This window comes from Aeromonas sp. QDB54, assembly GCF_027707385.1.
Taxonomy (GTDB): domain Bacteria; phylum Pseudomonadota; class Gammaproteobacteria; order Enterobacterales; family Aeromonadaceae; genus Aeromonas; species Aeromonas hydrophila.
Genome location: NZ_JAPCIT010000027.1, coordinates 22841 through 44939 on the forward strand (window position 1 = coordinate 22841; position 22099 = coordinate 44939).

The following is a 22099-nucleotide window of genomic DNA, read 5'->3' on the forward strand; positions in this document are numbered from 1 at the left end:
CTCCCGTTCTCTCTTGGATGTTGTGCCGATTACCAGGCTACTTGACGCAGTGAGCCGGACGACTCAACAGCCATTTGTTTCACGCGCTGGCTTCGGATTTGCTCATTGGCCTGGGCCTGCTGCTCCAAGATTTGCAGCTTGGCCACTTCGTTTTGCAGGAAACTTTGCTCGGCACCAATCCGGGCTTGCAGATCCATTACTTCTTTCGGGTCGCTCGAATTGTTCACCTTGCTGACCAGCCCTTTCAGCTCGCCAAAGCGTTCCTGGGCTTGGGAAAGGCTCTTGGTTGCCTGCCCGGAGTATTGGGCGGCGTTCTTGTTCGACAGGTCGAATACTTCGCCCACGCCTTGCCCCAGGTTGTAATCGTTGGACGACTTCAGGCCGTTTTGGCTCATAAGCCCCTTCAGGTCGAGATCCTTCAGCACATCCTTGTCATAGGCCGAGTTGATCAAGCTACCCAGCCCACGGGAGCCGGTCATTGACGTATATTCACGCTCCATCTGCGTCAACTGATTTTCAAGCTGGCGGATCTGCTCGACCATCTTGGCCAGTTCGGTGATATGGTTTGCCAACGCTTGAGGGTCGGCAACAACAGTCACCGGGATACCAGCAAACGCCGGGGAAATAGCCCCCATAGTGAGGGCCAGGCTAAGGGCTAACGTCTTCATTTTCATTGGCCATACTTCCTTTTTTGGTGGAAAACCGGCAACCACTCTTTCGGGTCGTTACCATATTCGGCAATAACGCGCTCCATCAGCTCCACGTTATCGGTAGTACCTGAAATAACGGCCAGTTCATCACTGAACCCCTTCAAGTCCAATTCCGCGACAACAGAATTATGCCCTTGTTTAATAAGGAAACGGCGGGAGCCGGGTTGCATTTCTTCTTTGATAAGCTGAAATTCCCGCTCGGTCAGCTTGAGCCCGTCCACATAGTCTTTATGCGCAGCCTTGGGGTTAGGCATGAAAATCATGGTGGCGCACTGCTCTATGATGCTGTGAGCAATGGGGGAATTCAGAACGTCTTTTGCTGACTGTGTGCCAAACGTCAGGATGCCGTTTTGTTTACGAATAACCTTCAGTTTGTTTTGGGCCAAGTCTTCAAAGAATTCATCCAGAAGCAATTTCCAAAATTCATCCATGAAGATTTGAACCCGTCGCCCATCAATCAGTTGCTCGATGCGATGGAACAGGTACATAACCAGCGGGGTACGTACTTCGGGATCATCCAGGAATTCGGTAACGTCAAAGCCGAACATCGAATTACCATCAAAGATAATCTGATCTTCAGCGCAATCGAATACCCAAGCCAGGGAGCCAGAGCCGCACCATTTCCCTAATCTGGCGTGAACACCTTCCCGGTTCACCGGGTCGAGGAATTCCAGGCATGAGCTAATGCGGCGATGCGCTTTAGGCAAACGCATAACGCCACGAACAGCACGGGAAACCTCTTGTTCATCATTAACCGTGAATTTCCCCCCGGCGCATTTCTTCACCAGGCTTTCGAGGAAAAGCAGGTTGCTTTCGGTAGGTTCTAGCTGGAACGGATTGCAGCCGGTGCGAACGCCTTTCTTCAGCGGGAGATAAACACCACCCTCGGCCCGGACGTAAATTTCTAAACCGCGATCTTTATCAAAGATGATTTGGGTCGGGTTGAACTTCTTGCTTTGGGCCAGCAAGACACCTTGGACAACAGTTTTACCGGAACCAGACGGGCCGATAATCAGGGTATTCCCCAGCGCCTTTTGTTCTTCCTTGGATTCGGCCATTTTGTTAGCGCCTAACTCTGCTTCGAGCTGGGCTTGTTTCTTCGCCTTGTTTACATCCAGGGGCTCATGGAAGTTGAAATAGAACGGAGCGCCGGAAGTGGTCTTGAACATCGTCACGGCTGGCCCCCATTGGTTGCCCAACCGGCGACCGGTCGGATAGTTATGGAAGCTAGAGAACCCGGCAAAGTTCTTGGAACTCAGCGGGGCAGGGCGCGGGCGAAACTTAAAGTTACCGGGCAGCATAGACCAGAACGCCGCAGCAACAGCCCAATCCTCACGGCTGACAACCATCGAGCAGTTAGCCAGCTCGGCCCGTGCGTCTGACAAGTTCTTTTTCAGGTCGGCCCCGTCAGTCCCGAACACGGTCAGGCAAAGGTGATGCTCGCCAAATACAAAGCGGCCTGCTGTCAGGTCGTCCAGGGCATCATCGATCTCGTCAATCTGTGAGGTGGCCAGGTCGCCAGCGTTGCGCATACGGCGTTGCTGACGGCGCAACAGCTCAATCCCTATCGGCTTTGACAGGAAATTGAAAGATTGCGTCAGTACCAGGGGGAACGGAGCAGACAACAGGGCATTCAACAGCCCCGCTTCGGTGCCTTCTGGATATTCGCCAATGCCAAGTATTGCGCCAACTTTGGAATCCACTACACCCCGCAGCTCGAACGCATCAGAGCCGAAGAATGGGCGATTAAATGCCAATGTTTGGGCAAGGTCTTGGCGGGGCAAAGCCCTGGGATACCACTCGCCATTTACCAAGAAAGAGAGGAATTCCAGCACCTCAGAATGAAGAATCCCGCGCCGCTCATATGTCCCCAGCAGCTTAGGGCCATAGGATGAAAGGCTACTGCATACCAGGTTTGAAACTTCAGTCAGTTTCTCGATGGCCTCTTGTTGCTGGCGTCTGATAGCCTGCTCGTTTTTCTCAAACTTCTGGAAATAACCATCGGCTTTGTTCACACCAGGGCGCAGAAGAATAGTCAAATAAAGTTCATTGACCATCATGTTATTTTTGCCCAGGTGCGCTTTGTACTTCTCGTTAAAACTCGCCGCAAAGCCAGGCTCAAAGTCACCACCAGGGAAAGTATTTTCCTCACGGCGGATTGTGTTCGTCCATATGGCGAGATTTGGCGACGCAATATTTTTAAGGGCAATATTCAATTGCTCTTTCCATGTAATAACGTCTGACGGGTCGGCGCTTTCATGCGCTCGACCATCAAGTTTAATCACATGGAGATAATCGCCGCTGTGGTTCTTAACGGTATTCTCGTTAAGCTGCACAGCATAGGGAATGAATTCTGAAACATCATTTTCACGATGCCAGTTATTATCCCGTAGAGTATTTTCCTTCATCCCGGCATTCTCCGTGATTGCTTGCGAGTGCTAACCCGAGGGCTTGCGGTGGCCGCGCCCCAATAACGCCATGATATTGATTTTGCTTTAGTCCCAAGCCACAACAGCAAGAACCTGAAAAAACGAGGGTCTTTGAGGCAAATTAAATAACAAGCCCCGTGCATTGGGATATAAAACAACAATAAGAAAGGGTTATTGGTAGCGAGGAACAGCATACCGACAATTGAAACGCAGATAATGATCGCTTCGTAGGTAACGCCCATCACGAGTGATGGGCGTGTGGCTCCAACGAACAGCGGATCTGTTGCTGTTGCCATTGTTCACCTCAGCTCTGTTAGGACACAGCCGCAATAATGAGGTCAACGATGGCCGCACCACCGAACACCAGGACGATACCACCGATGAATTTAACGGCGGCCTCACCGGTCAGGCGGCCAGCCCAGGCCATATAACCCAGGACAACGATTGCAATGATGGCGACGGAACGGGCAATGCCGTTGGTCAGCAGATCCAGCAGCCAATCGACACCATCAGCGATGGGGTTCGCAAAGGCGACGGACGGGATGAACATGATCCCCAGGAACAGCCACAGGGTAGCGATAGCCTGGCGGGCCTTGGATACTTCTTTTTTATTGTCAACAACGCCGATTTTTTCCATTTGATTCTTTACTCCAAAGATAAAGTTCTACAACAGGAACAGATCCATATTTGCTGTTTATGTGTTTTGCGAGTCTGTCCAGACTTGACCAAACACGGGGTTTTTTCCGTTGGGTTTCCAGTAAGAGATCACCTCCTTTCCAGCTCAGTTGGATGTATATACAAAATTTCAAATCTTCACCTTGAACGAGTTTCAACCGCTTCACCGCTCCGCTGGCCAAGTTGTCGATAAGTTCAAGCTCGTTAATAGTCTCGTTTCCCATTTCAATATGCTCATCTGGTGTGGCAGGTGGGCACATTTTACGAGGTTTACGACAAAAGTCTTTTTTGTTCATTCATCACCATCCGACACAATCAAAGCATATCATTTTGATAATCAAAACGCCACACTTTGATGTGTCATTTAGTGAATTTTGGCTTTCCTCCCACAACGTCGAATTTCTCGTTGCAGGTAGGGAAGCCACTACAGCCGAAGAAGTCGAAAGCCTTCTTGCCGCCTGTTGCCGCTTTCTTTCTTCGGATCAGGGGCTTGCCGCATTTTGGACAGGCAAACTCAGACGCTTGAGGCTTGGGCTTGGGTTTGCCTGGCTTGCCTGCTGCATCCGGGAGCGTGATAGAACAGTCAGGGTATCCAGTGCATCCCCAAAAGAAACCATCTTTACCTTTCATTCTGCGTAGGGCTTTTCCGCAATCCGGGCACGGGTGCAACGGGGCGGCGGTGATCTTCAACCCGGATAACTCCCGTTCTAACTGGCCATGTACGGCGCTGACTACATCACGATATGAAAGCCGCCCTTGAGCGATCAGGTCTAAGCGGCCTTCCATTTCGCGGGTAAAGTCATATTCCACAAATGAGAACCGGCCAGACACCAGGGCTTCAATAACCAGGTTCCCCGTTTCCGTTGGCACCAGGTATTTGCCGCTTTTATCTGCCTCCACGTACTGACGGTGCATGATGTTATCCATGATGGCCGCATAGGTGCTGGGCCGACCGATGCCGAGTCGTTCCAGTTCGGCAATCAAGGACGCTTCAGTAAAGCGGGAAGGGGCGCGGGTCTTCTTGTTGAGAACCCGGCCATTTTCGGCACTCAGACGCTGACCAGGTGCAAGAACGGGGATCGGGTTATTGGCCTTGGTGTCCTTGTCGTCTTCGTCTTCGGTATCGTCACTAAACAGCCCTGTCCAGCCGCTAAACGTCATGGTGCGACCTTCGGCGGTGAACTCTACCGGGCGACCATCAAGGGGCTCAGTTGCCCGCAGACGGACAGATCTCACGGCATATCGAGCCGCCGCAAGCTGACACGCAACGGCTCGGCCCCAGATAAGCCGATAGAGCGCCTTTTCTTCTGGCGTCTCGCCTGCTTCTTCTAGGTCAAAGTGAGAGGGCCGAATTGCTTCATGGGCCTCCTGTGCGTCGCCTTTGGCTTTCCAGGTGCGGGGTCTGTCTACCATCGGCAACCCTTTGGCTTTGCAGAGCTGGTAAATCTCGATCAGGGCGTCATCCGAGAGGTTGGGGCTATCCGTCCTCATGTACGTTATATGGCCCTGCTCATAGAGCTTTTGAGCCGCTGCCATCGTGGCCTTTGGCTTCATCTTCAGCTTTACAGATGCCGCCTGTTGCAATGTGGAAGTGATGAACGGGGGCGGGGGCGCTTTCGTTGCCTCCTTTTCTTCGTAGCCGATCACCTGAAGGGAGCGAATACCGGCGATCCGTTGGGCCAGTTGGCCATCGAGAATGTATTCAGTGCCATCAGGAAGCCACGGCTTTAAATCCCATTCGGCTAACCAGTCACCACTGAAAAGCAGTTCAACGCCAAAGTGAGCCGTTGGCTTGAAGTTCTTGATGGCCTTTTCTCGTTCAACAATGATCCGCACCGCAGGGCTCTGGACACGACCGGCAGACAGCCCAGGCCGCCCGCTCATGTCAGACAGCTTGGGCGATACCATGTAGCCAACCAGGCGATCCAGTACGCGCCGCCCTTCTTGAGCCGCCACCATTGGGATATTCACAGAACGGGGGGCCATGATGGCCGCCTTGATGGCTTTCGGCGTGATTTCTGCGAACGTCACGCGCTGGGCATTGTTGAGGCGCAAGGCTGCCTGAAGATGCCAGGCTATTGCCTCCCCTTCTCGATCCAAGTCCGTTGCAAGAAATACAGACTCAGCACCGGACGCCAGCCCCGCCAGCTTGGCCAATACCTCTTTGCCCCGTTCAGTCTTCACGTACTTGGGTTTGAAGTCCGGCGCTTCAACTCCCATTTCCCGCTCAGGCAGATCACGAACGTGGCCAACGCTGGCCGCAACTCGCCATCCTGCCCCCAGGATCTCAGATATTTTTTTAACTTTGCCGGGGCTCTCCACAATTATTAATTTCATTGTTCACCCTCGAAAACAGATTTATTTCCCGTGCTCTTTCCGCCGAATACATCCCAAGCGGCATTATTATCATTCATCGACTTTCTGGAATTGCCGAATACATCCCATTTTTTAGGCTCTGGAATGTCAGCCGCTTTATTTACTTGAACAGTTACCGGCGCTGCATTACTAACAGCGGCAAAAAAGGCATGGTCATTGATAACAGCCGATGGCTCAGAGCCGCCGAAATTAGTAAGACCTTTTGAGACGGTTCCCTTCTTTTCCCTATCCGCAACAATTTTAGGGTTTTGGAAGAAAAGAGCCCCATTAGTCAGGTCTGGTAAATGACCATCCAGGGCAAGGTTAATAATGGTGTCAACTTTTGAACGTTGAGCGGTATTAACTTCGGGAAGTTTCTTCCAATTGCCGCCAACTTTGGAAACTGGTTCAAACTGACGGGGAGCGTTTACTACGTCAGAAATAGACGCGCCAAAATTGCCACTGACGAAGCGGTTAATTATGGTATATACAACGCCCGCAATTCCGGCATCACCTTGATTGGCCGCCTCGGCAAAAGCAACCCTTGTTATGGCGTCCCGATCTACTTCATTCAGCTTAACTTTTGTCAGCATCCCTTTATATTCAGAGGCCGCCTGTTGGCACTCCTCTTTTGTGTATGGGTATGCTTGTTCGACAGGGCTACCCGTGCCGAACGTCAGGGCCGAGCAAGTGGCCAGGATAGTAAACAGCTCCATAGCCTAGACCTCAGCGCCAGAAATAGGTATCGCCCGCCAGGGCACCATCAATGAACACATCAACATAGCGATATGTTGAGGTGCAACCTCGTGGGGTGTGGGTGCCGGTTCGGTTGTTGATCCTGCAAACCTCCCCTTTCTTATAGTGGGCCGGTACGGTTTCCCACTCCACACATTGATAATTGTCACGCCCGCGCCGTTCGGTTCGCTTGCAAACGCGCTGCTCCTGGATAGCCGCCGCATAGTTATAGTCGTATGTCATCGAGCTGCCGCCGCTGTCTCCTTTCACCGCGCACGAAACGAAGTCGGGGAGAGGGCTTTTCCCTTTTTTAACGCGCTTCAGCATTGCGCTTTTAGCCCCACCACAACCGGAGGGGAACCCACCAGGTAGGCACAACCAGATCGCGCATTCATCCTCAGATGCAGCTTGCACAGAGGGGGAGAACATCGAGGTTGTGACGCCAAACAAAGCCATCAGAACCACGGCCTTTGCTGCATTCTTCATCGTCTTTATGCTCCTTTGTATTGTTGAAGTGATATACTTCGATTATCAATATACACCATTTTGATGATATGGACAGCCACAAATGAACTTCGTACATACGAAAAAAAATACACCAATAGGCCAAAATGGCCTATTATATAGGTGTGGCAGTACCATGAAAGCGACAAGCTAAGGAGTACGGCAGATGAAAAAGGGGTCGATTCAGAAAACGGAAAATAAAGCACGCTAAGGTGCTTCAAATGCCTCAGCCGTAAAAGAAAGGCCGAAAAGCCATTGCTTTTCGGCCAATTCGAGAATAGCTTAGCAGGTTTCTATGCCCAGATTAGCGCAGATCGAAGCGATCGGCGTTCATCACCTTCGTCCAGGCGGCGACGAAGTCCTGCACGAACTTGGCCTTGTTGTCATCCTGCGCATACACCTCAGCGTAGGCGCGTAGCACCGAGTTCGAGCCAAAGACAAGATCAACGCGGGTCGCCGTCCATTTGGTTGCCCCCGTCTTGCGGTCAACAATGGCGTAGCTGTTGCGGCCGGTCGGTTTCCAGCTATAGGCCATGTCGGTCAGATTGACGAAGAAATCATTCGTCAGCGCGCCGACGCGGTCGGTGAAGACGCCGAGCTTGGTTCCGCCGTAATTGGTGCCCAGCACGCGCATGCCGCCGACCAGCGCGGTCATTTCGCAGGCGGTGAGCCGCATCAGTTGGGCACGGTCGAGCATCAGTTCCTCGGCGCTGACGACGTAGTCCTTCTTCAGCCAGTTGCGGAAGCCATCCGCCAAAGGCTCAAGCACCTCGAAGGATTCAACGTCGGTCTGCTCTGACGTGGCATCTCCGCGTCCCGGTGCGAACGGCACCGCAACCTCAACACCTGCCGCTTTGGCTGCTTGTTCGACGCCGACGTTGCCGGCGAGCACGATCACGTCGGCAATGCTGGCGCCGGTGTCGGCGGCGATCTTTTCATAGGCCGCGAGCACCGTGGCCAGCCGGGCCGGTTCGTTGCCCTCCCAGTCCTTCTGCGGGGCGAGACGGATACGCGCTCCGTTGGCGCCGCCGCGTTTATCTGAACCGCGGAAGGTGCGCGCGCTATCCCAGGCCGTCGATACCATTTCGCTGATCGGGAGACCAGCAGCGACGATTTTCGCCTTGACGGCGGCGACGTCGTAGTCCTTGCGGCCGGCCGGTACCGGGTCTTGCCAGATGAGGTCTTCGGCCGGTACGTCCGGGCCGATGTAGCGGGCTTTCGGCCCCATGTCGCGATGTGTCAGCTTGAACCAGGCGCGGGCGAAGACTTGCTCAAAATAGGCCGGATCGTCGCGGAAACGCTCGGCGATCTTGCGATACTCCGGATCCATCTTCATCGCCATGTCGGCGTCGGTCATGATCGGGTTGTGGCGGATCGACGGATCTTCCACGTCGACCGGCTTATCCTCTTCCGCAATGCTGACCGGCTCCCACTGGTGAGCACCCGCCGGGCTCTTCCTGAGTTCCCAGTCGTAGCGCAGCAGCAGGTCAAAGTAGCCGCCCTTGCCGGTATTCCATTTCATCGGGTGGGTCGTCCAAGCGCCTTCGATGCCGCTCGTGACGGTATTGCGGCCAATGCCGCGTGTGGTGTGGTTCTGCCAGCCGAGCCCTTGTTCTTCCAGTTCGGCGCCTTCTGGAGCTGGGCCAAGGTTAGCCGGATTGCCGTTGCCGTGCGTCTTGCCAACGGTGTGACCGCCACCTGTCAGGGCTACGGTTTCTTCGTCGTTCATCGCCATGCGGGCGAAGGTGATGCGCACATCATGGGCTGTCTTGAGCGGATCAGGTTTGCCGTCAACGCCTTCCGGATTCACGTAGATCAGACCCATCATCACGGCCGCCAGAGGGTTTTCCAGATCGCGTTCGCCTGAATAACGGCTACCTGCGCTGCCGCTGGGAGCAAGCCATTCCTTCTCCGAGCCCCAATAGGTGTCCTTCTCGGGGTGCCAGATGTCTTCACGGCCAAAGGCGAAACCGAAGGTCTTCAGCCCCATTGATTCGTAAGCCATCGTACCGGCGAGAATAATCAGGTCGGCCCAACTGATCTTGTTGCCATATTTTTTCTTGATCGGCCAGAGCAGGCGGCGTGCTTTATCGAGGTTGACGTTATCGGGCCAAGAGTTGAGCGGCGCGAAGCGCTGGTTGCCAGTACCGCCACCGCCGCGCCCATCGGCAATACGGTAGGTACCGGCCGAATGCCAGGCCATGCGGATCATCAGGCCGCCGTAGTGCCCCCAGTCGGCTGGCCACCACGACTGGCTGTCGGTCATCAGCGCCCTGAGGTCATTTTTGAGCGCTTGAACATCGAGTTTCTTGAGTTCTTCTCGATAGTTGAAGCCGGTACCCAGCGGATTAGTCTTAGTATCTTGCTGATGCAAGATGTCCAGATTCAGTGCTTTGGGCCACCATTCCATGATCTGCATATTTGCAGAGGTAGCCCCCCCCGTGCATAACCGGACATTTTCCAGAAGAATTTGCGTCTTTGTTTTCCATGTCTCACTCCTTTGTTGCGTTGTGATTAGAAATGGTTGGCCGCCCAATCTAGGCTGACTGGCGATTTGCTTCAGTCTTCAAGCAAGCTGCGCAGCATCCACGCCGTTTTTTCATGGACATCGATTCGCTGCGTCAGCACATCCGCCGTAGGTTGGTCGTTGGCTTCATCGACCACGGGGAAAAGCTTGCGGGCGGTTCTGGCGGTCGCTTCTTGCGCGGCGACCAGATGGGCGATCATCTCGTTGGCTTTGGGCACACCCTCGACCTCCTGGATTGAGGCGAGCTTGACGAACTCCTTGTAGGTGCCCGGAGCTGGGAAACCCAAGGCACGGATACGCTCAGCAATGACGTCCAACGCATTCCATTGTTCGGTGTACTGATCCATAAACATCATGTGTAGGCTGTTGAACTGCGGCCCAGTCACATTCCAATGGAAGTTGTGCGTCATCAAGTACAGCGTGTAACTGTCAGCCAGCAGCGCAGACAATCCATCTGAAATTTTCTTGCGGTCAGCCTCTGAAATTCCAGTGTTCATGGGCATTGATTTGACTTTCTTTTCTTTCACGGTGCTTTCCTTTCGTTGAGGTAAATTGAATTGGCATGCTAACGCGGTCATCAACCCTGATTGAGCAGCTTGATTCCATCGGGACGTAGCTCACCTTTTGGTGAAATACATCGATACAAGGTCTGACGCGTAATACCGAGTTCGACACACAAATCGCCAACCTTGGTTTCTGGCTGTCCCATCGCCGCCATTGCCAAGCGCAACTTTGCGGGTGTCATCTTGAACGGCCGGCCCCCCTTTCGACCGCGTGCCCGTGCCGAAGCTAGCCCTGCCACGGTGCGTTCAGCGATTATGTCATTTTCAGAAGACGACTGCACCAGACAACGCGGTTTGAAGGCTGTTGTGCAGTCGTCTATTGAACGAACAGTATCAGGAGTCCGCTGCACGAATGATGACCTCAAGCCGGTTCTGGTCGCGCTGGCGACCGATCAGCCCCTGGATGTGCGATACCGCGACCACGATCTTTCCGGCGATTGGGCGGGCTACCGCGAATGCCACATCAAGCCCGACCTGCTGCTGATCTACCGCAAGTCCGACGCCGACACCCTGCGACTGGCGCGGCTTGGCTCCCATAGCGAGCTGTTCGGCTGATGCCAGTCGCCTTGTCCGCCAAACGATCATTAGGCGGCCAAACCGGACGCCTGTCCGAAAACATCTTGCGCAACGGGATGACGGACAATAAGATAGGCGGACGGTATAACGGACAAATGGGCGGAAATGGCACTCATCGGCTATGCGCGGGTATCGACGGCGGAACAGGACACCGCCTTGCAGACGGATGCGCTGCGCAATGCAGGCTGCGAACGGGTTTTCGAGGACACGGCATCCGGGGCCAAGGCAGACCGGCCCGGCTTGGCCGATGCGCTGGCTTATCTGCGCGATGGCGATGTGCTGGTCGTCTGGCGGCTGGATCGGCTTGGCCGCTCCCTGCCGCACCTGATTGAGACGGTCGGCAAGCTGGAAGCACGGGGCGTCGGCTTCCGCTCGTTGACTGAAAACATCGACACCACCACGCCGGGCGGACGGCTCATCTTCCATGTGTTCGGTGCGCTGGGCCAGTTCGAGCGCGACCTGATCCGCGAGCGCACCAAGGCCGGGTTGACCGCTGCCGCCGCACGCGGGCGCAAAGGCGGACGCAAGCCGGTTGTCACTGCCGACAAGTTGCAACGAGCGCGGGAGCTTGTCGCCAACGGCTTGAATGTCCGCGAGGCCGCCGCACGCCTCAAGGTAGGAAAAACCGCTCTCTACGCTGCCTTGCAGGCGGCCAGTTCTGGCAGTGCAGCCGACTCCTGATATTTCGTGCAGTCGCCTTCTGAAAACGACAATAAATAACACACTGGACTCTATACTGACGTTTCAAGGCGGGCCGCCCTGACATCAGGTTAGGGTATAGATCAGGTTGACGCCCCAACTCTGGGTTTCGGCTCCCGGCCAGAAGCTGTCGTCCGGTAGGTAGCTGTGAAAGGCAGGTCTAGGTTGATCACAGTCAATCAAGCACTGTGAAATTTGCGACAGATGTCGTTAGCCATCACTGTTGACGGTGCTTAACTTGCGCACAGGCGTCGTCTGCAAGCACCCCATACCTTCCAAGGCGGCCTCCACCGCCTCATCCAGCGGCGTATGCGGCTCATGCCCAAGCGTCGAGACCAGCTTGGCGTTGCTCATCTTTACCCGCGTGCTCCACAAATAGCGCATCTGACATAGCTCTCGCAGGGTCGGTACAAAGGGCGCAGCAAGCACGGTAAGCCACCAGGGGAAGGCTCTCACTTTGGGCTTGACTCCTCCGCGCTTGACTACCACGCGGCAGATCGCTTCCGCCAACTGGGTGCCGTCTGCGTCCCAATGACCGGCCGTGTGGAAGGCGGCAAAGGGATCCAACGTGCTACGCAGCTGCAACAGCTCCACCATAGTGCGGGCTACGTCGGGTAGGTAAGACCACTGGTGGCCCATGCCGGGTGCGTTGGGCACACTAATAGACTTAACCGGCTGACCGGGCTTCAGCATGCCCTGCGAGAACCAGCTACTGCCCAGCTTGGGTCCGAAGAAGTCCCCCGCACGCACCAGGAGCACTCTGCAGTTCTGGCTGCTGGCCTGCTTCAGACGCTGCTCCATCTCCACACGTATGCTTCCCTTCCGGGTGATGGGCTGCTGCGGTGAATCCTCATGTAACGTGGGAAAGGAGCTGGGACCGTAGTTGTAGACTGTGCCAGGCAGCACGATAGTAGCTCCGTTAGCATGCGCGGCGGCGATGGTGTTGTCCAGCATGGGCAGTACCAGCTCACCCCAACGACGATAACCGGGTGGGTTGACTGCGTGCACTATGACGGAACAGCCTTCTGCTGCTGCCAGCACGTCCTCGCGGTTCATGGCGTCGCGCCGCTCAATTTGCTGCTCACCGCTTCGGCGCAATGCACGCACTGTCCAGCCAGCATCGCGTAATTGCCGAGCCATTTCGCCACCAATGCCGCCGGTGGCTCCTAGAACCAAGGCCGTGTTGCTTTCCATTCATTACCCCCGGATGTGTTGCGATGGCAAGGAGTTTCTAGCGGGCACTGCTATTAAGCAATTGACCAAGATGTGATAGTCGCCATACATTTTCGTATGACCATCAACAACACCGATATTGGCTGGGAGCTGTATCGCACCTTTTTGGGCGTACTGGAAGAGGGCTCGCTGTCCGGTGCAGCGCGCTCCATGGGAATTGCCCAGCCCACCGTGGGGCGGCATGTCGACGCACTGGAAACAGCATTGGGCGTGACGCTGTTTACCCGTTCGCAAACGGGGCTACTACCCACCGAGGCGGCGCTAGCGCTGCAGCCGTTTGCCCTGACCATGTACAGCGCTGCCGCTGCGCTGAAGCGCGCGGCCGAAAGCCAAGGCTCAGGTATCCAAGGCACAGTGCGAGTTACGGCCAGCGAGGTGATAGGGCAAGAGGTATTACCACCTATCCTGGCGAAACTGCAGGACACACACCCGGACCTGACGGTAGAACTGGTGCTGACCAACAGGGTGCAGGACCTCCTGCAGCGCGAAGCCGACATCGCCGTGCGCATGACACAGCCCAGACAGGAGCAACTAATTGCCCGATGCGTTGGAGTGATGCCACTTGGCTTTCATGCGCACAAACGCTATCTGGACAAGCACGGGACTCCCAGCTCTCTGGCTGATCTGGCTCAGCACGCGCTGATTGGCTTTGATGAAGAGACGCCGTTCGTGCGTGCCGCACGCAAGGCATTCCCAATCTGGAACCGCGAAAACTTTGCGGTGCGTACCGACAACGACATGGCACAGATTGCGCTGATCCGAGCTGGCTGCGGTATTGGCGTGTGCCAAATGCATATAGCGGCGCGCGACCTGAATCTGGTGAACATATTGCCTGGCAGCATTCCGCTGAGCCTGGAGACCTGGCTCACCATGCACGAAGATCTGCGCAATAACCCGAGCTGCAAGGTGACATTTGATGCACTGTTGAAGGGGCTACAAGACTACGTGACTCCCTAGCAAGTCGACATCGATCTGACCAGATGAGGTTGCTTGCCAATGACTGAAGAACCTGACTTAGTTGACGGTGTGAGAAAAGAGCCTTGGCGTCTACCAAGGCTCTTTTTCATACTTCCGGCGCTTTTACTACGCAGGCAGGGCGACCAGTGGGTTTCCGTACATAGGGTCATCCTTTTTTGAGGCCAGTGCCTTTTCAAGGTTGATGCCCAGGGCCTTGGCTACGCCTGCACCGTATGCAGGGTCTGCGGCGTGGCAATTGCGGATGTGACGGAACTTGATGAACTCTGGAGCGTCGCCCATGGCTCTGCCGGTGTTGCCAAAAAGCGCTTCCTTCTGACCGTCGTTCATTAGACGGAACAACTTGCCAGGTTGCTCGAAGTAGTTGTGGTCATCTTTGTCGTAGCTCCAGTGGGCTGCATTGCCGGTGAGCTTGAGCGGCGGCTCCGAGAACTGCGGCTGGCCCTGCCATTGGCCAAAGCTGTTGGGTTCGTAGTGCGGCAAAGCACCATAGTTGCCATCGACCCGCCCCTGACCATCGCGGTGGTTGCTGTGCACTGGGCAGCGAGCCTGATTGACAGGGATCTGGTGGTAATTTACGCCCAGTCGATAGCGCTGAGCATCGGCGTAGTTGAAAAGGCGTGCTTGCAGCATACGGTCCGGACTGACACCGATACCAGGTACCAGATTGCTAGGGGAAAAGGCCACCTGTTCAACGTCGGCGAAAAAGTTCTCGGAGTTTTTGTTCAGCTCGAACTCACCAACTTCGATGAGCGGATAGTCGCCCTTGTACCAGACCTTGGTCAGATCGAACGGATGCAAGGCGTACTTCTCCGCATCAGCCTCTGGCATGACCTGAATAAACATCGTCCACTTGGGATATTCGCCACGTTCGATGGCTTCATACAGATCGCGCTGATGGCTTTCACGATCCTGGGCGACCAATTCGCCGGCCTCTGCATCGGTAAGGTTCTTGATGCCCTGCTGGGTCCGGAAATGCATCTTGACCCAGAAACGCTCGCCGGCCTGGTTCCAGAGGCTGTAGGTGTGCGAGCTGTAACCGTGCATATGACGGTAGCTGGCAGGGATGCCGCGATCGCTCATGACGACAGTGACTTGGTGCAGAGCTTCGGGCAGAAGCGTCCAGTAATCCCAATTGTTGGTGGCGCTGCGCAAGTTTGTGCGAGGGTCGCGTTTGACGGCCTTATTCAGATCAGGGAACTGGCGAGGATCGCGGATGAAGAACACCGGAGTGTTATTGCCCACCATGTCCCAGTTTCCCTCTTCGGTATAGAACTTCAGAGCAAAACCACGGATATCGCGCTCGGCATCGGCCGCACCGCGCTCCCCAGCTACCGTAGTGAAGCGGGCAAACATCTCCGTCTTCTTTCCTACCTCGCTGAAAATCTTAGCGCGGGTGTACTTGGTGATGTCGTGCGTGACCGTGAATGTGCCGAAGGCACCCGATCCCTTGGCGTGCATGCGGCGCTCTGGGATGACCTCGCGCACAAAACCGGCCAGCTTTTCATTCAGCCAGACATCCTGAGCCAATAAGGGGCCGCGAGGACCTGCAGTGAGGCTGTCGCGGTTAGTGACCACGGGGGCGCCGAAGTCAGTAGTCATGTGGGTTACGGGGCACTTTTTGGTGTCGTCGCTCATGAATTTCTCCTAATTGGTTGTGGGGCCATCAACAACTATAGACTAGGTGTTTGATCGCAAGTTTTGATGGTGCAATATTTTACCTTGAATAGTCGGCCCTGAACAATTGCCTTACCCCGCAACCAATGCGGACTGAGGCGCCCGGCCACCGACGAATCGGCCCATCCACGCCAAGGCAACCGAGCGCAAATAGGCAGCAAAAAGCCTCAGCAGGCTCAGCAGCAGGCGGATGTTGTGACCGGCGCCGCACAGCATAGCATGCAGCGCATCACCCAGTGCACCTTTCAGTGGATTGCGGTCAAGTCTGCCGTCGCTCTTCATGTGTCCGATGGTCGGCTCAATCGCGCTGCGTCGTTTGATCATCGCCTTCATCGTGCGCGTCACGCCTCGTCTTTGGCCTGATCTGAGAATCTGCACGCCATCGACCTCGGCACCCTTGTAGCCCTTGTCCACCATCACTGTGCGTGGCCGCTGATCAGCCAGGATGCCTACCTGCTCGATGGTCTCATCCAGCGTGTGCCCGTCGTAGGGGTTGCCTGGCATGGAGCGCATGCCGACCACCAATCCTTCTTTGAGCGTGGTGGCAACCGTGACCTTCACGCCGAACTCGTAAGGGTTGCGGGCTTTGCCTTTGGAGATGCATTCGACTTCGGGCGCATGCAGGGCGTACAGCTTGTTCTTGTCCTTGGTCTTTTGTGTGAGGATCCGCCCCACTCGTTGCAGCAGATCCGCTCCCTTGGCCTGCAATGGCTCAGGCAGCTTGGTCAACTGGCGCTGCACGTCCCGCTGAACGCGGCCCACCCGCGTACGCAACGTCTTGATCGCAGCGCGCATGCGCTTGTACTGCTTGGCATGGGCGTAGCGGCCCACCTGCGTGGCAAACCGAGGCGCCTCGCGGTTGTAGTTCTGGCGCAGGCTCAGGCCATGGTCTTGCGCGAACTTGACCATGTGCTGGCGGCTGCGCTCCAGCAAGCGGCTGTCTGTGGGGTGGGCAATCGCCTTGGGCATCACCGTGGTGTCCACGATCACCTTGTCCAGGCTGGCGCGCTTGATCAGACCTGCGGTGCGGGCTGCCTCGATGGTCACAGCCAGCAGCAACTCCACGCCTTCTTCTCCAATGCGCTGGCGCCAGCGCGTCAGGCTCGACGGATCGATGGGCAACTCGGTTTGCAGGTAGGTCTCGCCGGTGAAGAACTGCCAGTACGGGTTCTCCAGCCACGTGTTGACCACCATCTCGTCGGAGGCATCGTTGGCATGCTGCAGGTACAGCAGGCCGGCCACCAAGCGGGGGGACAAGGCGGGCCGACCACGGCCTGACGTGAAGTGACCGGCGAAGTGGTGCTCGATCAATTCCCAGTCCATCAACCCAGCCAAGCGGATCAGTGGGTGCTGCATGTTGAGTTGCTCATCCAGACGAGGACGGAACATCTCGGCTGTCTGTGGCATGCGGCGATGGGGCTTCATGGGCGGCGCAATTTGCAAGAAGGTGAAGTTCAGGAATATGTTTCCTTGCAAATATTGCACCACAAATTTGCTGAAAATGTCATTCAGATCAAACACTTAGGTGTTTTTCAGGGCCGACTGAATAGAAGGAAGCACTATGGGCCAGATTCTGCACGGAAGTGCCACAACGACAAAGGTTGTCCGTCGATCAATACAAAATAGTCAACGCTTTCTGCGCGCCATGAAATCAACCTGAAAACGATAGTGAGGTGGAAGAAACGGACCCCGATCACAGGTCGGCCTATAGGGTCGCATGACTGCTTAGGGTCGATAGCGCCCTCCTGCATGTCATGCCTCGCAGGTGCAGACTTGCACTGCTGCTAGGTAAAAGCCGTCGCGCGCCTTAGCGTGCTATTTTTCCCGTTTTCTGAGACGACCCCAAAAAAAATGATAGGATTCATTCAATTAGCGGTGAGGCAGATAAGGTTATTCCTATCCGACCCGGCATCACTACATCAGCAAATGATGATGAAAACCCAGCATCTAAGGCCGCTTGGGCGGCTAAAGTGGCCGTAATGGGGGCGCTTCAGATACTCCGTTACCTGTTGTTTGCTGTGCTCCTGTGGTTACGCTTCCCGGTTAAGCTGGTGTTCAGCATCATATCAGGATTGGCTCTTGTTGGCTCCCTTCTGACCTGGCTATTGTATGAAGATTATTCAATGCTGCCGGGGTTCGTGATGATGGGAGTCACCGCCGCTTTGTTGGCTTGGGCTTATGATCTGCTGCTCGGCCTATTGTCACCGGCTGACATGGTAAACACTCTTTAATTACCAGGGAGGTTGCTTAATGGGTTCCATTGATGGAAAGGCATTGTCAGAGATTGGAAGGCGTTCTAGGGCATCTGGCGATTATTGGGAGCAATTATTGGGTTTGGAAGATACGGCCAGGCTAATGCAAATCAGGATTTCAGATCTTAGATTGGCCGTGCTTAGTGGAAAAATGATCAATGGGAAATTGCCGCCCAAGATCCACTCTGTTAGTGGGGGCGGTCATTTCTTTTTTGATGGTCAGGAAATTAAAGAGTGGCTGGCGTTAAAAAATGACTAATTATATTACCGATGAAGAAATAATTAAGGCTTACCAGGAAGAAGGTACATTACATAAATTAGCAAGTAGGTTAGGAATTTCATATCCCACCGCCGTTAGTTGGACTACCGACATAGGAATAAAGCTAAATCGGCAAGGCTATAATAGCCCCTCTCACGACTTTACAAATCTACAATGCCGCCATGCCAGGGAATTTCTAAAAATGACCAGGGATGATTTCTGCTCGTTATCCAAAGTAAGCAAAACAGCTCTAAGGGAATTTGAATTAGGGAAGGCCAATATCAGGAGAGAGACGGCTAATAAAATATTGGCCGCTTTTGAGGTGATGGGGATCAGGTTTAATGCTGATGGCACCTTTTCACATGGCCAAAGCACCCCCCGCGATTGACTGCGCAACCTGCTTTTTTATGTTAAATGGCAGTGCGAGAAGTGAGCTATGATGCGGCTTGCAGCTAGGTATCAGATGGCGACAATCTCGCCAATGCTGCGTTTAAAGTCGGCCTAGACACACCAAAGTGTTTTGCAACTTCAGCTTTCGTTATCTCTACATCCGACAGCATGGCCCTTGCCTTCCTGGCGTCTTCATCTGACATGGCCAAGGGTCGCCCACCGCGTCGCCCTCTTGCCCTTGCTGCCTCCAACCCGGCCCGTGTGCGCTCTTGCAGTCGTGCGCGTTCGTATTCAGCCAAGGCCGCAAACACATGGAACACTAGAGCCCCGTTCGCCGTTGTGGTGTCTATGTCTGATTGGGTTAGGGAGCGGAACCCGATCCCCTGGCGCTTCAACGAGCTGACTATCTCGATCAGGTCTTTGATGCTCCTTCCCAGTCGGTCTAAGTGCCACACAATCAACGTATCCCCTTCCCTCAAGGTATCTAGGCACCGTTCAAGCTCTGGGCGTTCTGTGCTGGCCCCTGATAGCTTCTCAACGTAAACGCGCTGACACCCGGCCTTGTCCAGGGCGTCCAGTTGCAGCGCCGTTTCTTGCTTGTCCCTTGATACCCTGGCGTAACCTATCAGCATGTAACCTCCAAAAAACGCGCCTTTTCTTTCCTTGATATTTTGACGGGTTATTTTACGTGAAAAGCGGCAGGATCGGGGAGGTGGCCAGCAAATCCAATCATGTAAAGAAAACCATCGTTATTTTTACGCCTATTTTGGATTGCGCAATCCAAAATCGAAACACTAGATATGGTGGCCGCGATCAGCTGCCGGCGCACAAGATGTTGTGTTGGTGATGGCTGTTGCTAAGTTCAGATCTGGACGCCAGAAGGAAATCAACCAGGTGGCCAACGCACCAGGCACCGGCAGCAGCTCAACCAGGTGATCGCCTCGATGCGGTGAGACAAGTCCCTCCCCTATTACAGGCGGCAGCTCGACCAGGTGGCCAACGCACCAGGCACCGGCAGCAGCTCAACCAGGTGATCGCCTCGATGCGGTGAGACAAGTCCCTCCCCTATTACAGGCGGCAGCTCGACCAGGTGGCCAACTCACCAGGCACCGGCAGCAGCTCAACCAGGTGATCGCCTCGATGTTGTGAGACAAGTCCCTCCCCTATTACAGGGCGGGCCTGATCTATTGTTGAAGTTTACCAACTAGGTTACACTTCAAAACACATCATTCTGATGAGGGCTTATTACATGAACCAATCACGACCGGCCACACCTGGCCAGATACTTGAAAGGGAATTCTTGGCCCCGTACGGAATCACTCAAACAGACTTGGCCACCCATACCGGATGGACAAGAAAGCACGTTAATCAGCTATGTCGCGGGCGAGTGCCTGTTACAGTCGATAGCGCGTTTATCCTGGCAGCAGCTACACGAACAGAGCCGGAATACTGGCTAGGGCTGCAAAGTGCCGTGGATCTATGGGACGCAGAGAATGACGAGGCGTTGCGTAGTCGTCTAGGACAGGTGAGGCCGTTAGCGGCATAGAAAGGGAAAACCCCGGAAACCAACTTGGCGGGCGGTTTACCGGGGTCTAAATTTGGTGGCACTTTCGGTGAGCTTGGCGGCAACCGAGGTGCCGGAGCCTGGATAAGGCTAAGGGTTGCACCTCCTATTATAGCGGGAGTGTACCCCTTGGCAAGTTAGGGGTGCATCAATAATGGCGCAAGCTCAGTTGTCCTTGTTCGGTCAGAACGAGGCAGAAACATATCACGACACAAGCGCAAGGGGCTTTTTCTCGCTCCTGGTGCAATGGCCAACCGGCAAACGTCAATCCTCTTTCCCTCTTGAGCAGATGCCAACAGTCCTTAATGCTGTTGATCATCGTCTTGATACCTGGCTATCACAGGCCGAGTTTATGCGGCCAAACAGGCGAGTCGTGAACCTCCTTCGGATTGGTTTGTTATTCGCTGATCTCGATACCTACAAGATGCCCTGGGCTCAAGGTCGCAAGCCTGAAGAACTGGCGGCGGCCATCACGTACTTTTGCCAGTCTGAAGGCATACCGCAGCCATCCATCATGGTCTATTCAGGGCGTGGCATTCAGGCTAAATGGCTACTGGAAAGGCCAGTACCTCGCCAAGCCCTGCCCCGCTGGAATGCTTGCCAAACCCATCTAATCAACAAGCTGGCCGAGTTGGGCGCTGATCCAGGGGCAAAGGATGCAAGCCGAGTGCTTCGCCTGGTCAATACCGTGAATTCAAAGAGCGGGGCCGTGTGCCGTGTGGTTCACGTACTGGAAGAAGGGGGCTTACCCATTCGCTACAACTTCGAGTATCTGGCTGAAATGCTGTTGCCGGTGGCTCGCTGGGACATCGAGAAGCAAAAGGCGGAACGGCAGCAAGCCAGGCTGACGGTCGTTAATGGTGGCAAGGTCGGGAACCTGCGCACCTTCAGCGGTCGTCAACTGGCCTGGGACAGACTGGAAGACCTACGCAAGTTGGGCCAGCTCAGAGGCGGAATCAACGAAGGCGAGCGAATGAGGCATCTTTTCTGGCGTCTTAACTTTCTCCTTCTCTCTGGGGCGACAAACAGCGCCCAGATGTACCATGAGGCCGCCGCTCTTTCCTCCGAGCTGGATACTCGTTGGTCTTACCGCTCCAAAGAGCTTATGACGCTCTACAGCAAGGCGAAATCCTATGAGGCTGGGGAACGTGTCGAGTTCGGCGGAAAGTCGTTTGCACCGCTATACACGCCCAAAAACGACACGCTGATCAACCTATTCCAGATCTCACAGCAAGAACAAGAGCAACTGAAGACGATTATCAGCACTGACGAGGCTCAGAAGCGCCGCAGAGAGCGCGATAGACTGCGTGATGAAGAACGTCGCCGCGCCGCTGGCCAGCTTGAGCGTGAAGCCTATGAAGCCAACTCATTGAGCAGGCAAAAGCCCTGGGAAGCTATGGGCATGAGCCGGGCTAAATGGTATCGCCTGGGCAAGCCTTCACCTCAACAAAACAGTGAGACAAGTCCCTCCCCTATTACTAATGGCGAAGCCTCAGCCCCAGCTCTACAGGCGGCTAGGTGTAAAGCCGTTTAGATGGCTATTTCAAAGTGAGTGAGATTTTGTAACTGATGGCAGCCCTAGAGGCTGCTTTCTTTTGAGGGGTTAGCAGGCGTATAGCCATGCTGGATCTCAGTCTATCACTACCCGCTTAATCTTCCACCTTTAGATCAACTTGCCAGGCACCGGCAGCAGTTCGACCAGGTAGCCAAGTTCAGATCTGGACGCCAGAAGGAAATCAACCAGGTGGCCAACTTACCAGGCACCGGCAGCAGCTCGACCAGGTGGCCAAGTTCAGATCTGGACGCCAGAAGGAAATCAACCAGGTGGCCAACTTACCAGGCACCGGCAGCAGCTCGACCAGGTGGCCAAGTTCAGATCTGGACGCCAGAAGGAAATCAACCAGGTGGCCAACTTACCAGGCACCGGCAGCAGCTCGACCAGGTGGCCCATTTCGTACGTACGAAATCAGGCGACG

21 protein-coding genes and 2 pseudogenes are annotated in these 22099 nt (G+C 54.8%); 9 read left to right on the forward strand and 14 right to left on the reverse strand.

Annotated elements, in window-relative coordinates; all coding sequences use genetic code 11:
• Positions 1–29: 29 nt before the first annotated feature.
• The 10 genes and pseudogenes from PG881_RS20620 to PG881_RS20660 all read right to left on the reverse strand — a co-directional run bounded on the left by PG881_RS20620 (position 30) and on the right by PG881_RS20660 (position 10438).
• Positions 30–674 (reverse strand): type IV secretion system protein, encoded by a 645-nt coding sequence (locus tag PG881_RS20620; RefSeq protein WP_270802579.1) that lies wholly within the window; start codon positions 672–674, stop codon positions 30–32.
• Positions 671–3118: a VirB4 family type IV secretion/conjugal transfer ATPase gene (locus PG881_RS20625; protein WP_011191329.1), complete on the reverse strand. Its 2448-nt coding sequence runs from the start codon at positions 3116–3118 to the stop codon at positions 671–673. Before PG881_RS20625 ends, PG881_RS20620 begins: the two co-directional genes overlap by 4 nt.
• Complete coding sequence (locus tag PG881_RS24060) at positions 3115–3435, reverse strand: type IV secretion system protein VirB3 (protein WP_011191330.1); 321 nt, start codon at positions 3433–3435, stop codon at positions 3115–3117. The genes PG881_RS20625 and PG881_RS24060 overlap by 4 nt, the downstream gene beginning before the upstream one ends.
• A 17-nt stretch (positions 3436–3452) precedes the next feature.
• The gene (locus PG881_RS20630; RefSeq protein ID WP_011191331.1) at positions 3453–3776 is read right to left on the reverse strand and encodes a TrbC/VirB2 family protein; all 324 of its coding nucleotides are present in this window, start codon (positions 3774–3776) and stop codon (positions 3453–3455) included.
• A complete protein-coding gene (locus PG881_RS20635; protein ID WP_270802582.1) occupies positions 3754–4110 on the reverse strand; it encodes a hypothetical protein in 357 nt (118 codons plus the stop codon). The genes PG881_RS20630 and PG881_RS20635 overlap by 23 nt, the downstream gene beginning before the upstream one ends.
• A gap of 64 nt (positions 4111–4174) precedes the next feature.
• Positions 4175–6151, reverse strand: a complete 1977-nt coding sequence (gene topA / locus PG881_RS20640) for a type I DNA topoisomerase (protein WP_270802584.1) — start codon at positions 6149–6151, stop codon at positions 4175–4177.
• Entirely contained in the window at positions 6148–6885 is a 738-nt protein-coding gene (locus PG881_RS20645; RefSeq protein ID WP_011191334.1) for a cell wall hydrolase, read from the reverse strand. Before PG881_RS20645 ends, topA begins: the two co-directional genes overlap by 4 nt.
• A 10-nt stretch (positions 6886–6895) precedes the next feature.
• Entirely contained in the window at positions 6896–7390 is a 495-nt protein-coding gene (locus tag PG881_RS20650; protein ID WP_012477886.1) for a hypothetical protein, read from the reverse strand.
• A gap of 322 nt (positions 7391–7712) precedes the next feature.
• A pseudogene (gene katG / locus PG881_RS20655) lies at positions 7713–9897 on the reverse strand (catalase/peroxidase HPI).
• Between the two features lie 70 nt (positions 9898–9967).
• Complete coding sequence (locus tag PG881_RS20660) at positions 9968–10438, reverse strand: Dps family protein (RefSeq protein WP_182920151.1); 471 nt, start codon at positions 10436–10438, stop codon at positions 9968–9970.
• 315 nt (positions 10439–10753) lie between these two features.
• On the opposite strand from PG881_RS20660, the gene PG881_RS20670 reads away from it, so the two are divergent.
• Together PG881_RS20670 and PG881_RS20675 are read left to right on the forward strand one after the other, a co-directional pair.
• The gene (locus PG881_RS20670; RefSeq protein WP_196240184.1) at positions 10754–11053 is read left to right on the forward strand and encodes a type II toxin-antitoxin system YafQ family toxin; all 300 of its coding nucleotides are present in this window, start codon (positions 10754–10756) and stop codon (positions 11051–11053) included.
• 126 nt (positions 11054–11179) lie between these two features.
• Complete coding sequence (locus tag PG881_RS20675; RefSeq protein WP_001173919.1) at positions 11180–11755, forward strand: recombinase family protein; 576 nt, start codon at positions 11180–11182, stop codon at positions 11753–11755.
• A 228-nt stretch (positions 11756–11983) separates the two neighbouring features.
• On the opposite strand, the gene PG881_RS20680 is transcribed toward PG881_RS20675, so the two are convergent.
• Positions 11984–12967: an NAD-dependent epimerase/dehydratase family protein gene (locus tag PG881_RS20680; RefSeq protein WP_055396456.1), complete on the reverse strand. Its 984-nt coding sequence runs from the start codon at positions 12965–12967 to the stop codon at positions 11984–11986.
• A gap of 96 nt (positions 12968–13063) precedes the next feature.
• On the opposite strand from PG881_RS20680, the gene PG881_RS20685 reads away from it, so the two are divergent.
• Positions 13064–13963 (forward strand): LysR family transcriptional regulator, encoded by a 900-nt coding sequence (locus PG881_RS20685; protein WP_060784212.1) that lies wholly within the window; start codon positions 13064–13066, stop codon positions 13961–13963.
• A gap of 126 nt (positions 13964–14089) precedes the next feature.
• Here the strand turns inward: PG881_RS20685 and PG881_RS20690 are convergent, their stop codons facing one another.
• Complete coding sequence (locus PG881_RS20690) at positions 14090–15619, reverse strand: catalase (protein ID WP_270802602.1); 1530 nt, start codon at positions 15617–15619, stop codon at positions 14090–14092.
• Between the two features lie 111 nt (positions 15620–15730).
• Positions 15731–17083, reverse strand: a complete 1353-nt coding sequence (locus tag PG881_RS20695) for an IS5 family transposase (RefSeq protein ID WP_270802614.1) — start codon at positions 17081–17083, stop codon at positions 15731–15733.
• Positions 17084–17219: 136 nt separating this feature from the next.
• On the opposite strand from PG881_RS20695, the pseudogene PG881_RS20700 reads away from it, so the two are divergent.
• The 4 genes and pseudogenes from PG881_RS20700 to PG881_RS20715 all read left to right on the forward strand — a co-directional run.
• A pseudogene (locus tag PG881_RS20700) lies at positions 17220–17371 on the forward strand (IS481 family transposase); the annotation flags it as partial.
• A 266-nt stretch (positions 17372–17637) separates the two neighbouring features.
• Positions 17638–17889: a hypothetical protein gene (locus PG881_RS20705; protein WP_270802605.1), complete on the forward strand. Its 252-nt coding sequence runs from the start codon at positions 17638–17640 to the stop codon at positions 17887–17889.
• A gap of 19 nt (positions 17890–17908) precedes the next feature.
• On the forward strand, positions 17909–18169 hold the full coding sequence (locus PG881_RS20710) for a hypothetical protein (protein ID WP_011191337.1): 261 nt from the start codon (positions 17909–17911) through the stop codon (positions 18167–18169).
• The gene (locus PG881_RS20715; protein WP_011191338.1) at positions 18162–18557 is read left to right on the forward strand and encodes a helix-turn-helix domain-containing protein; all 396 of its coding nucleotides are present in this window, start codon (positions 18162–18164) and stop codon (positions 18555–18557) included. The genes PG881_RS20710 and PG881_RS20715 overlap by 8 nt, the downstream gene beginning before the upstream one ends.
• Positions 18558–18621: 64 nt before the next feature.
• Here the strand turns inward: PG881_RS20715 and PG881_RS20720 are convergent, their stop codons facing one another.
• Entirely contained in the window at positions 18622–19191 is a 570-nt protein-coding gene (locus tag PG881_RS20720; protein WP_011191339.1) for a recombinase family protein, read from the reverse strand.
• A gap of 617 nt (positions 19192–19808) precedes the next feature.
• On the opposite strand from PG881_RS20720, the gene PG881_RS20725 reads away from it, so the two are divergent.
• Together PG881_RS20725 and PG881_RS20730 are read left to right on the forward strand one after the other, a co-directional pair.
• Complete coding sequence (locus tag PG881_RS20725) at positions 19809–20105, forward strand: HigA family addiction module antitoxin (protein WP_012477889.1); 297 nt, start codon at positions 19809–19811, stop codon at positions 20103–20105.
• 172 nt (positions 20106–20277) lie between these two features.
• Positions 20278–21657: a hypothetical protein gene (locus PG881_RS20730; RefSeq protein WP_011191303.1), complete on the forward strand. Its 1380-nt coding sequence runs from the start codon at positions 20278–20280 to the stop codon at positions 21655–21657.
• The last annotated feature ends 442 nt before the right edge of the window (positions 21658–22099 follow it).